This is a genomic window from Pontibacter virosus, from assembly GCF_003096355.1.
In the GTDB taxonomy this organism is placed as follows: Bacteria; Bacteroidota; Bacteroidia; order Cytophagales; family Hymenobacteraceae; genus Pontibacter; species Pontibacter virosus.
Genome location: NZ_QEKI01000015.1, coordinates 74,782 through 87,714, shown reverse-complemented (window position 1 = coordinate 87,714; position 12,933 = coordinate 74,782). Strand labels below are relative to the sequence as shown.

The 12,933-nt window shown below is 47.5% G+C and carries 7 protein-coding genes; 3 read left to right on the top strand and 4 right to left on the bottom strand.

Annotated elements, in window-relative coordinates; translation table 11 throughout:
- Nucleotide 1 precedes the first annotated feature (1 nt).
- Nucleotides 2-850 (top strand): ion transporter, encoded by an 849-nt coding sequence (locus tag C8E01_RS17680; protein WP_116544791.1) that lies wholly within the window; start codon nt 2-4, stop codon nt 848-850.
- Here C8E01_RS17680 and alr read toward each other — a convergent pair.
- The 3 genes from alr to C8E01_RS17665 form a co-directional block, all read right to left on the bottom strand.
- Nucleotides 847-1,998: an alanine racemase gene (alr, locus tag C8E01_RS17675; RefSeq protein WP_116544790.1), complete on the bottom strand. Its 1,152-nt coding sequence runs from the start codon at nt 1,996-1,998 to the stop codon at nt 847-849. The two genes, C8E01_RS17680 and alr, sit on opposite strands and share 4 nt — an antisense overlap.
- Before the next feature lie 7 nt (nt 1,999-2,005).
- Nucleotides 2,006-3,178, bottom strand: coding sequence for an amidohydrolase (locus C8E01_RS17670; protein WP_116544789.1), 1,173 nt, complete (start codon nt 3,176-3,178; stop codon nt 2,006-2,008).
- A gap of 123 nt (nt 3,179-3,301) precedes the next feature.
- A complete protein-coding gene (locus C8E01_RS17665; protein ID WP_116544788.1) occupies nt 3,302-7,264 on the bottom strand; it encodes a PAS domain S-box protein in 3,963 nt (1,320 codons plus the stop codon).
- 470 nt (nt 7,265-7,734) lie between these two features.
- Between C8E01_RS17665 and C8E01_RS17660 the strand changes: the two genes are divergently transcribed.
- On the top strand, nt 7,735-9,918 hold the full coding sequence (locus tag C8E01_RS17660; RefSeq protein ID WP_116544787.1) for a PAS domain-containing sensor histidine kinase: 2,184 nt from the start codon (nt 7,735-7,737) through the stop codon (nt 9,916-9,918).
- Between the two features lie 251 nt (nt 9,919-10,169).
- On the top strand, nt 10,170-11,267 hold the full coding sequence (locus C8E01_RS17655; RefSeq protein ID WP_116544786.1) for a sensor histidine kinase: 1,098 nt from the start codon (nt 10,170-10,172) through the stop codon (nt 11,265-11,267).
- Between the two features lie 57 nt (nt 11,268-11,324).
- Here the strand turns inward: C8E01_RS17655 and C8E01_RS17650 are convergent, their stop codons facing one another.
- On the bottom strand, nt 11,325-12,683 hold the full coding sequence (locus C8E01_RS17650; protein WP_116544785.1) for a sigma-54-dependent transcriptional regulator: 1,359 nt from the start codon (nt 12,681-12,683) through the stop codon (nt 11,325-11,327).
- Nucleotides 12,684-12,933: the final 250 nt, after the last annotated feature.

Genomic DNA, 12,933 nt, shown 5'->3' with positions numbered 1-12,933 from the left:
TATGGCAAGTCAGGGCAGTGACATTTTAAAGCGGAAACTGTATAGTATCATTTTTGAAGCTGAAACGCCGGCAGGTAAGGCTTTTGATGTGATACTGCTGTTTATGATTGTGGCCAGTGTGGTGGTGGTTTCGCTGGAGAGTGTTGTAAGTTTGAGGAGAGACTACCTCCACCTTTTCCAGGCACTGGAGTGGGCATTCACCATTCTCTTTACAATTGAGTATCTGCTGCGCATTTACAGCTCAGGAAAACCACTTAACTATATTTTCTCTTTTTTCGGGATCATTGATTTTCTGGCGATCATTCCAACCTACCTGAGTCTCTTTATATTGGGTTCCCAATACCTGTTGGTCATTCGGGTATTCCGACTGCTGCGCATTGCCAGGGTCTTTCGCCTGACACGGTTTGTGAACGAAGGACAGGTACTGTCAAAGGCTTTGCGTGCCAGTTTAACCAAGATCACCGTATTTTTGGGAGTTGTGCTGATGATGGTTATTGTAGTGGGCGCCCTGATGTATGTGATAGAAGGCAGGCAGAGTGGGTATACGAGCATCCCGAAGAGCATCTACTGGGCCATTGTGACACTCACCACAGTAGGATTTGGTGACATCACGCCAGTTACGCCGTTGGGGCAATTTCTGGCCAGTTTACTGATGATCACTGGTTACGGTATAATTGCAGTACCTACAGGCATTGTGTCAGTAGAGCTAGCCAATGCAGAACGCATGAATACCAACACCCGCGTTTGTCCGAACTGCCACAAAGAAGGACACGCCCCAACGGCTAACTTTTGCGACAACTGCGGCTATGAACTTCATAGAAAGCAGGAGGCAGTGGGGAACCCTGCCTAGTCTATGATGATCCGGGGGATGTTTATGGGGAGTCTGGTGAGTAATTCATAGTTGAGCTGTGTGCTGAGCTCGGCAAAGGAAGCCACCGTAATGTGCTCATTCCCCTGTTTGCCCAGCAGTACGACCTCGTCCTGCAGCGACACGTTGGGTATACCTGTCACATCCACCATCAGTACATTCATATTAACAATGCCAACCACAGGCGCCCTATGCGATCTGATGAGTACATGCCCCTGGTTACTCAGGCTACGACTATACCCCCAGGCGTACCCCACCGGAATGGCCGCAATCAGCATTTCGCTGCTGGCCTGAAAACTTTTGCCATACCCTATAAACTCACCCGACGGTACTAGCTTTAAGCTCATTACATGGCTTTTCCAATTGATTAACCGCCTCAAGGGATCTGTGCGGTCAGTGCTCACTCCCATATAACGCTGGTAGATTTCCGGGCTTGGCCAGAAACCATACTGCATAATACCAACCCGTACCAAGTCCAGATGCGTTTCAGGGTATGACATAACGGCTGCCGAGCAGGCTGTATGCAGGGTTTTTATCTTAAGTCCTTTCTGCAGAATCGAGCGCACGGCCAGGTGGTATTTGTTTAACTGTCCTGTTACCCGGTCATGGTTTTCACTGCTCTCAGCCCCTGCATAGTGCGTGGACACTCCCACTAGCTCAAATGCATCAGGTTGCTTTAGAATAATATCGGCAGCTCGTTCTATTTCAGCGGTGTCTAATCCAATGCGATTCATGCCGGTCTCCAGATCGAGATGGATACGGGCCGGCTTTTGTAAAGATCGGGCTGCAATGGCTGCTTGTTCCAACCTGTTGATCGAAAAAATATAAAGCTCAATGTCGTTAGCAATAGCCCAGGCCAGTTCCGCATCATCAATGTAGCCCATGATCATGATGGTAACGTGCCGGGGCAGCACTTGATGCAGGCGGTAGGCCTCATCGGCACTGAAAACTGAGAAATGGTCAACTCCGCAGGTATGAGCCAGTTTCCCGAACTCCTCAATGCCGTGCCCATACGCGTTTCCCTTTATCACGGAAGAAAAGCGGGTGGCAGGGCTTAGCTGGGCTTTAAGAAACTTAATGTTATGCGCTAAAGATGAACTGCTTATTTCGATATAAGAACTATGGAACATGAAGTGGTTAGGGGTTTATTACAGACGCTGCGATGCGGTAAAACAAGGCGGCTCCCGTAGGTATAAGTTCATCAGGAAAATCATAGTCGGCATGGTGGAGCTGTGGTTGGTCCGGACCGGAGCCCAATCCGAAAAGGGCACCGCTATACCTGTTGGTGAAGTGCCCGAAGTCCTCAGACCAGCGAACCGGTTGTGCGGCCTGCTTCACGTCCATGTCCAGTTGCCTTGCTGCTTCCGCTACAAGTTTTACTGCTTCCTCACTACAGCGTGTGGCGGGAAATTCTTCGAACCACTCCAACTCATACCTTAATCCGTACTTGAGCGTAACCAGCCTAACAGACTCTACTGCAAGTGATTTCAGTTTATTCAGGTCTTCCTGCTCAAAGGCCCTGAGTGTGGCCAATACCACCGCAAAACCTGGGTTGATACCAAAGGAGACTTCACCCAAGCGGGCATGCACAATGGTGAGCAATGTCAGGTCCCGAAAATTTTGTGGGTCCCGGATCAGGGCATTAAAGGCTTGAATCAGTTCGCTCATGCCTTCACCTGGGTTCAGCCCATTCTCAGGCTCCGCCGCATGGGACTCTTTGCCATGCAGCTTCACCTGCAGTCCCACAGAGGCTGCCGCGAATATGTCTGGGCGGTAGAGTACCTGTCCCATGGGTAAACCAGGGATATTGTGCAGCGCAAAAACATAATCAGGAGCAAGCTGCTGAAAGGCCGCCGTCCGGAGTACTGCCAAGGCACCCGCGCCGTTCTCCTCTGCAGTCTGAAACAGCAGTACCACGCGGCCCCGTGGCAATGGGTTATGGTGCAACATACTGGCAAGCCCGGCTAAAATGGACATATGTCCATCGTGCCCGCATTTGTGACTGACACTTATATGAATGGAGGTATAGGGTAGCTCGTTTTGTTCAATTATCGGGAGTGCATCTAACTCCGCACGAAACAATACGGTTGGTCCTTCGTTCGTTTCGCTTCCATGGAAGATGGCTGCGAAGCCAGTGCCGCCAAGATCTTTTATTATTTCAGCAGGCTGGTAACGCTGTAAGAAGCTTTTAAGGGTGAGACTTGTTTCATACTCAAGGCCGGAGAGTTCAGGGTGCCGGTGCAAGTGGTGGCGTAACGCCGTGATTTCATGCAGATCAGGTATAGAAACAAGGGGCAGGGTAGAGGGCATAGGTAAAATGTACTTAGCTGTCAGTAGGGCTTACGGTTGATTGGGCTAAAACTTTACAAAAAAGCCTGCCCCGTACATCATCATGCTAGCAGGGCAGGCTGTAATTTCGAAATTATAACTTACTTACGAACTGATTTCTTCGCAAATCTGATCGACTACCTGCAGCAGCACCTTTGCGATTTGCATGGCGCCCGTGCGCACTTCAGCTAAATTGGTTTCCTGCTTGGCATTTGACTCTACAAACCGCACAGTTTCTTTCAGGGAGTCGATCTTCATGGTGTCAATGGTAGACTTAACCTTGTGCGCCAAGGCACTCACCGACTTCCAGTCATTCTGCTCCAGCGCAATTTGCAGATCGCGCACGGTAACAGGTATGGTATCGGCAAAGAGCTGACGGGCACGGTTCATAAACACCTCGTTGTTGTGCGACATTTTCTGGATGACCTCCATGCTGTAAAGTGGAGCAGCATTCACTTGCTCATCCTGCACTTGCTGTGGAGTGTCAGTGCCTTTTTGCTCGGCTCTGTATTGCTTATCAGGTACCAGGCTGGCAATTTTGGCAAACAGCACTTCAGATTCAAAAGGCTTCGACAGATAGTCATTCATACCTGCGCTCAGGTATTTTTCGGCATCTCCTTTCAGAGCATTGGCTGTGAGGGCAATGATCGGAATACCGGCTTTACGCGGATCGCCCATAGCCCTGATCTGTATCGTAGCATCAATTCCGCTTAGTTCCGGCATCTGGATGTCCATCAGTACAATGTCGTAATCCGATCGCTGTACCATTTCGACAGCTTCGAGGCCGTTGGTGGCAACGTCCAGCGCAAAGCCCCATTCTTCCATGATAGCCTGCGCCAGGAAAACGTTCACTTCATTGTCCTCTGCCAGCAATACCTTTACAGCACCCAGGCTACTGTAGTCAATATCTGCGGCTTCTTCCTCCGGGAGTTTGTCTATTTCGCTTTTCGGGTAAGTGATCATAAACTGGAAAATACTGCCTCCTTGCGGATTATCTTCTACCCAGATATCGCCACCCTGCCGCTCTACCAGGTTTTTACAAATGCTGAGTCCGAGTCCGGTACCTCCATACTTACGGGTGATGCTGGAATAGGCCTGTGTAAAGCCCTCGAAGATCAAATCCTTTTTGTCGGACGGTACGCCTATACCTGTATCAACTACCGAAAACTCGATGGTGAGGGTAGATGGTGTTTCCTCCAGCGTTCTGGCGTGCAGGGTAACGCTTCCTTCCTCCGTGAACTTAATGGCATTGTTTAACAAATTCAGAAGAATCTGATTCAGGCGGTAGGGATCTCCCTGCAATAGGCTATGCGGCAGGTCCAACTGGCCAAGCTGAAGGGCAATATCCTTTTCTTCGGCCTTGTACTTCAATGCCTGATAGGCTGCTTGCACAGTCTCTTCAATTCTGAATGGAATAGACTCCAGCTCCAGCTTACCTGCTTCAATCTTAGCCACATCCAGAATGTCATTTATAACGACCAGCAGGTTGTCAGCAGACTTGTTGATGATCTTGAGGTAATTGAGTTGCGTATCGTCCAGCTGGGTTTTGTGCAACAGACCACTCATGCCCAGTATACCATTGAGTGGCGTCCTGATCTCGTGGCTCATATTGGCTAGAAAGTTCTCTTTTACCCGTGCAGACTCTTCAGCCGCTTCTTTGGCATTTTTGAGTTCACGCTCGGTCATGATCCGGTCGGTCACGTCCTGCGCAATCCCAATGACGTAAGGGGCCTGACCATCTTCACTTACTTTATAATTCTGGTAGTTGAGGAAGCGCTCCTCTTTGTCTTTCCGCAGTACGCTCAGTATACCTTTGACCACGGTGTTATCTTCAAACTGCTTCAGGTAGTCCGGGAAGTGCTGGCGATGCAGTAGCGGGAAGAACTGTTTTAGCTCTTTACCCAGAATCTCCTCTTCTGTATAGCCCAGCATTTCGACCAGGTAGGGGTTAACAGAAAGGATGACGCCCTGCATATCGTGCGTACACAAATAAGCCTGGCTGTACTTGATCAGGTCACGGTACTTCTTCTCGCTCTTTTTGAGAGCTTCTTCTGCCAGCCGGCGCTCTGTTATTTCACGTGAAGAGGACTGAATTTTGATGATATTGTCTGCATTGTTGGTAATGGGCTTGATGCTGGTTTCGACCCAGATGTAGTGGCCATCCCGGTGCTTTTTACGGTGCTGTACAGTCGTGTCGTGTCTTTTCTCTAAAGCGATCTGGTGGCCCATGGTGTGCACTTTGAGCGCATCATCCGGATGTATGATATCATAGGCAGAAATTCCGATCAACTCAGCGGGCTTGTAGCCCAGCATCTCTTCCACGGCATTCGAGACATAGAGAAAGTTTCCCTCAGCGTCGTGCAAACAAACCAGGTCGCGTGAGTTTTCGGACAGCAGCCTGTGCAGTTCCTCGCTCTCCTCCAGTCGTTTGTTGGCGTTATATTGCTCTGTGATGTTTGCGGATATGCCCAGCACATGCACATCGCCATTTTTTGTGGTAAGGGGCTTTTTGATGGTGTTGAACCATTCCACGCGACCATCAGGCAGGGTAAAGCTGTCCTGTACACGAAGCTCCTGACCGGTTTGGATCACGATTTGGTCAACCTCGTTATAATACTGCAATTCTTGCGACACCTTATGCAGATCGTTGGTATTCTGATCCAGAAGATCCTTTGGCTCCTTTCCAAACAGCGCGGCGCACTCATGGTTCACAAGTTTGAAATTGCCTGCGCCGTCCTTTACATAAATCAGTGTAGGACTGGTATCTAGCACCAGTCTGATAAAGTCATTCTTCTCTTTTACTTCATCGGCAGCCTTACGCTCTTCTGTCACATCGCGTACAATCGTCAACACCTGCTCTTCATTGTACTTTACGATACGTCCTTCGTAAAACCGCTCGTCCAGTTCGTAGTTTATTGACTGCATCTGACCGGTTGCCAGCACGTCCTGTATCAGGTCAAATGCTTTTTGGCTGAGGGAAGCAGGGAGCATATCAAAGAGTGTTTTCCCAACCACCTCTGAGGGCTGCATGATATCGTACTGTGAGTGTTCATTATGCATCTCCAGGTATACCCCACGTTTGTCGATGATAAACATAAGGTCAGGTATGGCATCCAGCATCGCCCGTATTTTGGCTTCACTGTTTTTGATCTCCTGCTGTGCGTGATGCAGATCGGTAATATTAAGTCCGTGCCCGATAACGATCCTTACTTCGCCCTTCTCGTCGAGTACTGGCTTGAGTTTTCGGATATGGTAACTTGCGTTGCCCTGTTTATCGACGAGCCTTTCCTCAAACGAGACCTGACGACGTTCCTGTAAGACTTTAATTAAATGCTTACCACGGTTTTCTATGCGGTGCAACGGCACATTGCGGTAAGCGCAGTACTCTTCGTTCGTTTTATTAATGATCCATTCCCGAAGGTGTGGATCCGACACGGCCGTCGGGTTCACAAAAATGTAGCGCAGCTGATCATCATAAACAGCCACGTCTGAAGGCAGATTGTTCAGGATGGCCTCATAAAACGCTTTCTGTTCGGCCAGTTCCTGGTTCTTCTGACGCAATTTGGTGGTGTCCTCAGCCGATCCGATGATCTGGCTAACTTTGCCATCGGCATTGCGTCTGAAAACGGCTTCCTTACAAAATAGAATTCTGCTGGAGCCGTCCCTTGCCCGTACACTATATGTTATTTCCCGAATCTCGCCGTCCCGGGCACTTAGCATGCCCGAGGTGTGCTGCAGCAGGACGGGCTTGTCCACGTCTTGTATAACGGACATAAAAAAATGACCGTCCATGGCATCCAGGTCCTGTTGCGTGTACCCCAGAATCGTTTTGATGCTGTTGTTAAGGTAGATGCTTTTATTCTGATCCAGATCGTAAATGTAGACGATACTCGGCACCATGTGCATGACATTTTGCACGAGCTCTGCCGTTGTATCAGGCTGATTTGTACGCAGCAGCTCTAGTTCGCTGGCAAGAGAGGTGGCCTTAAGTTCAGCTTCCTGACGTGCTTTCTTTTCTTTTTCGAGCTCATTTTGCAAAACCTGCAGCTCGTATGAAGTTTCCATCATGCAATCAATAAAATCCGAGTAAAAAGGAAAGCGGATTTACCCGCAAATTATTGTTTTTCATTGAGGTAACAATCAATGTAGGAAGATAATTTTAGTACTAAACAGAATAATTTATTTTCTAAATACAAGTTCCTTCCAGTCTAATGTCTGTGCTATACCTTCGGGTTACCATCTTTTAGATTAGGCGATAATAGTATTCTGCAGTGCTATACAGCTCGTGTTATGATTTTGACACAACAGCAGAATACTATTCTGGAATTTTCAAAAAAACAGCAGCCTATAGCATTTTTAGAGAGTTGTTTCAGTTCCTATTATTTATCAAAAGGGCAAATGGTTGCTTAAAAACAAAGATGCCTGCTGATTATAGAATAAATTATATTTATTTGAAATTTTGTTTATTTCATTTTTTAAAAAAATGGGCAAACTTTAAATCAAACAAAATATAGCAAAGTAGCAGAACATTTACCCTTATGAAATTTGCCCGCCTGAAGGAAAAATTCATCAGCTCAATAATGGATAGCAGTGGCGAGTTGTTTTCTGTCATAGATGCCTCAGGCAACTACCAATTTGTTGGCGGCTCCATCCGAAGCTTACTAGGCTATCAACCAGCAGACCTGGTTTCTCGCTCGGCTTTTGAATTCATTCACCCCGACGACCAGCCTCTGGTTGCATCCGCTTTGGGAAGTGCCCTATTTAACAGGACAACCAACCTGCCAAATTTCCGCTTCAGGCACCTAAACGGAAGCTGGCGCTGGTTACAATGCCGTATTACCAATATGTCGGATAATCCGGAAGTGCGGGGCTTTGTGACCAACTCAATTGATATAACAGATCGGGTAGAGGTGGAGCGACAACAATTTCGGTCGCAGGCGCATTACGAGTCCCTGTTTCATAATCACCCTGATGCGGTATTCGAGCTGGACAGGGGCGGCTTTTTTACACTCGTCAACAAAAACTTCCCTAAGCTGGCAGGCTATGGGCCGGAAGAAATAAAAGGCATGCACTTCCGTGATTTGGTGCATGAAAAAGACCTTCCGATCGCGCTGAATGCCTTTGTAAGAGCACTGGAGGGGAACGCACACCAGGTGGAACTGTCGATCGTAAAACCTGAACAGGAGGAAGTGTACCTGACTATTGCCGTTGTGCCCGTGGTGATAGGAAATGACATTGTGAAGATACAAGGTATAGCCCGCGATATTACGTTGCAGAAAAAATACGAAAGCTACACAGCGGCGCAGTCCAAACAGTTGCACAGTATCATGGAACGTTTGCCGGAGTCTTTCTTCTCGCTCGATCGGGAGTGGCGCTATACCTATGCCAACAATCATTACTGCCAGTATCTGGGTATTTCTAAGACAGACCTCCTTGGTAAGAAGATATGGGATTTGTTTCCAGATGCGGTGAACGGCAGTTTTTTCAAAACTTGCCTGCAGGTGGCCCAAACAGGTATGCCGGCTGTCATGGAAACGTCCTCTCCGCATCACGAAGCCACTACCATCAACCTACAGATATACCCAACTGGGGAAGACATCTCTGTTCATTTTGTGGATATAACGGAAAAGAAAAAGGAGCAGGACCGACTTGAAAAACTATCGTTGGTTGCCAGCAAGACAAATACCTGTATTCTTATCAAAAACAAACGGGGGCAGATTGAATGGGCAAATGAAGCATTCGAAAGCGTAACAGGCTATACCTTGAGCGAGATCATACTTCGGGACTCTACAGCATTGCTGTCAGGTGAGGAGACAGATCCTAAAACATTAAACAAGATCCGGAAGCACATTGCCAATGGCAAGCCTTTCAGGGGTGAAATACTTAATTATACAAAAGACGGCAAAAAAATCTGGTTTTTCCTGGAGATCACGCCAGTCCATGACGAGCATGGAGACCTTATTAGGTTCATCTCGATCCGGACAGACATTACAGCTCGAAAAGCAAAAGAAGAGGAACTGATAGAGGCAACCCGTGAATTGTTTCGCCAGAACCACGACCTGCAGCACTTCAGCTATATGGTATCGCATAACCTTCGGGCTCCGGCTGCCAACATCATGGGGCTGTCGAGTCTAATGGGCCGCATCGATAAGCGTGACGCCATGTATGATCAGCTCATACAGAAAATAAAATTATCTGCACACAACCTGGATACGGTCATTCGCGACATGAACCATGTGCTTTCCATACGCGACCAGCACGAGGACCTGCAACGCGAAGAGGTATACCTGGCAAGGATAGTGGACGAAGCGATCACCCTGATGGAATATAAACTCAACCGCCAACCCTGCAACCTTCAAGTAACCGTAGATTCTGAAATCAAATTAGTCTCCAACAAGGCATACCTGCTGGAGATTCTCAAGAACCTGATCTCAAACGCAATTAAGTTCAGGCAAAAGGACAAACCACTCGATCTTACTATTTCTGCCAGCAGGAAAAAGGAAACCGTGACACTCAAAATAAGTGACAATGGTGTAGGCATGAACATGCACCAGGTGGGAGAGGACCTGTTCAAAATCTACAAGCGGTTTCATGTTGGCTACCAGGGCAGAGGCATAGGCTTGTTTTTGGTCAAAACTTATTTGGACATACTGAAGGGAAAGATCAAAGTGACATCAGAACCAGGCAGAGGCACCAGTTTCAAAATTCAATTCAAAGCCTAAGCTTGGTAGATGCTGCTTAAATGACGATGGCAATGCTACGCCAGGCCTAAAGTTTGGCCACAACTCTGTATACCTGTTAGCAAATGCGACCGTTTGCTACTGGTGTCTGTTCCTGTTGGAGTAGATTGCGCCGGAGATAAGGCCTTTACTAAAAAATTTGAGGAGATAAGTCTTTAAATTACGTCAATTCCTGCTTGTGCCCGTACGATAAGATACGAGCCCATTTGACTACTGCAGATATCCCATTACCGATGGATATAAATAAAGAACTAGAGCTGTATCAGTTCGAAAAACTTAACCAGACGCTCTTTCTCAATCATCCGGATGCCATTTACTTACTGGATCTGGAGGGGAATTTCATGATGGTAAATGACGAAGTGTGCCGCATTACCGGGCATGACCGGGAGACGCTCATCGGCCAGAGTTTTGAACCACTCATCGAAGAGCGTATGAAAGCTTTTACAAAGGAGCGCTTTCTTGAATCCATTCAGGATAAACCACAGCGCTACGAAACCTCTATTGTCACCAAAAGTGGTTTTAGACACCTGGACGTCACCAATTTCCCACTCAAAAATGATGACCGCATCCTCGCTATTTTCGGAATCGCCAAAGACATTACTGAAAAGAAACAGAAAGAATTAGAGCTCGAGCAATACATGGCACTACTACAAATGCATAACGACGAGTTGGAGATCTTCCGGAAGATACTGGCCCATGACATGCGCAAGCCGGTTGCTAACGCACTAGGTTTTGCAAGGCTACTGAACGGAAGCCTCCCCGAGAGCAAAGAAAAAGAAGTGAAACGCTATTTGTTGCACACCGTGGAATCGGTTGACGTAATGCTGCGCGACCTGAACGAATTGATTGCGTTGCAGTCGACAGGGAAGGAAAGCAAAGAAGCGGTGGACGTCAAAAAAACGATAAAGCGTATTGTCAATTTCTTTCAGGAAGAGATCCGGCAGGCGGGCGCAGTCGTAGAGCAGGAAGTGGCGGATAACATCCATATACAGACTATCAAGGCTTATTTCAACAGCATTATCCGCAATCTGATCTCCAATGCAATAAAATACCGTAGTCCAAACCGCCAAACAGTAGTCCAAGTGTCAGCTTTCCTGCACAATGGGCTCATCACCATTTCAGTGAAGGACAATGGCATCGGTATGAACCTGGCGGGTATAGGCAAAGAGTTGTTTCAGATGCACAGGAGATTTGCTCCGAAGGCAGCGGAAGGCAACGGCCTGGGATTGTATATTGTGAATCAGCAGGTCAGGTTGATGGGTGGGCAGATCAAAGTTGAAAGCGAGTTAGACAAAGGCTCCACGTTTACCATCACGCTTCCCACTCAGTAAATTTTTACCTGCATACCTAAGCCAGCCGCATACATGTCGTAACCCGTGTGCTATACCTTACTTCACCGTGAGCTCATGGCTCTGGATCATCCGATAAATTGTTGATTTGCCGATATCGAGTTTGTCAGCTACTAGCAGTACATTATAATCGTATCTGTCCAGAAAACGTTGAATGATGGCAGTAGTGTATTCCTTTAAGCTGCGTTCTTCGGCCAGGAAATCCCTTTCGGTGTGACTGGCGGAAAAATTGATATCCTGTTCCTGTATTGTGTCTTCATCAGCCAGCACAACAGCCAGTTCTGCCAGGGCCTTCAGCTCGCGCACGTTGCCCGGAAAAGCATAGGAGAGGAGTTTCTGCTGCGCTTCAGGCGACAGGTGTTTGCGACCCATTCCGTTTTCTTTGACGAAAGCGTCAATAAAAAATTTTGCCAGCACCAGAATATCGCTCCCTCGCTCACGCAAAGGCGGCAGTTGGATAGGCAGACCCAGCAATCGGTAGTACAAATCTTCTCTGAACCGACCTTTTTTTACTTCCTCAGCCAGGTTTTTGTGGGTAGCCACAATAATGCGCACATCCACCGGCACTACAGCGTTGCCACCTACCCGTGTAATTTCTTTTTCCTGCAGCACGCGCAGCAATTTAGACTGCAGGCTAATATCCAGTTCTCCGATTTCATCGAGAAAGATAGTACCCTTGTTCGCTTCTTCAAACTTACCCAGGCGGCGTGAAACAGCTCCGGTAAAGGCGCCCTTTTCGTGGCCAAACAATTCGCTCTCAATCAGTTCGCGCGGTATAGCCGCCACGTTTACAGCCACATAGGGCGCTCTTTTACGGGTGCTGTTATAGTGTATCGCTTTGGCCACCAATTCCTTGCCCGTACCCGTCTCGCCGTGTACTGACACCGTAATATTGGTTTTAGTCGCTTTGTCCATCAGGTTAAACACCTTTTTGATGGCATCACTGTTGCCAATGATCACTTTGCCAAAATCGTATTTCTGCCCGATCTCCTGTTTCAGGTGGTCGATCTCTTCACGCAATGACACATTTTCCCGTATCTTGTTGATCGTGTTCCAAAGTCGTTCCGGTGTGTCTTCGTCCTTTACAATATAGTCATAGGCGCCCAGTTTGAGCAGATCTACAGCAGTGGCCACATCCTCCTGACCTGAAATAACCACGACCTGTACATCGGGGCTCTGTTCTTTGATGCGTTTGAGAACCTCCGAACCGTTTTTGTCTGGCAGCGAGTAGTCAAGCGTCACCACATTGGGCTGCAGGTGCATGTTGGCAAGACAATCGTTGGCTGAGTGAAACCTGCGGATTTCATAGTCTGGATTCAGCGAAAGGTGGTATTCCAGCAATTCGCTATACCAGATATCGTCATCCAGAATGAATATTTTAAAGGAACCGTTTGTCATCAGCTGTGGGATAGTTGCAAAGTTTGAGTCAAATATAACTTAAATGTTATATCCTGATAACAGATTCCGTCCCAATTTTGGTTTAACTGTATGGCTTAATCAGCATTTCAGAATAATGTTATAATTCGCCTCGGTTCAGTACTTTACATTACTTAATACTGCCTTCACACTTTGATGCGGCTACATAGAAAAAATCAAGAGAGAAGTTTAAGGTATGAGTTCCGACTTGTACTTTGTGACAATGGTGACG

What these genes read in the sequence shown, in the direction of transcription:
- C8E01_RS17680 (WP_116544791.1), top strand. Translation starts at nt 2, where the DNA reads ATGGCAAGTCAGGGCAGTGACATTTTAAAGCGGAAACTGTATAGTATC.
- alr (WP_116544790.1), bottom strand. Translation starts at nt 1,998, where the DNA reads ATGTTCCATAGTTCTTATATCGAAATAAGCAGTTCATCTTTAGCGCAT.
- C8E01_RS17670 (WP_116544789.1), bottom strand. Translation starts at nt 3,178, where the DNA reads ATGCCCTCTACCCTGCCCCTTGTTTCTATACCTGATCTGCATGAAATC.
- C8E01_RS17665 (WP_116544788.1), bottom strand. Translation starts at nt 7,264, where the DNA reads ATGATGGAAACTTCATACGAGCTGCAGGTTTTGCAAAATGAGCTCGAA.
- C8E01_RS17660 (WP_116544787.1), top strand. Translation starts at nt 7,735, where the DNA reads ATGAAATTTGCCCGCCTGAAGGAAAAATTCATCAGCTCAATAATGGAT.
- C8E01_RS17655 (WP_116544786.1), top strand. Translation starts at nt 10,170, where the DNA reads ATGGATATAAATAAAGAACTAGAGCTGTATCAGTTCGAAAAACTTAAC.
- C8E01_RS17650 (WP_116544785.1), bottom strand. Translation starts at nt 12,683, where the DNA reads ATGACAAACGGTTCCTTTAAAATATTCATTCTGGATGACGATATCTGG.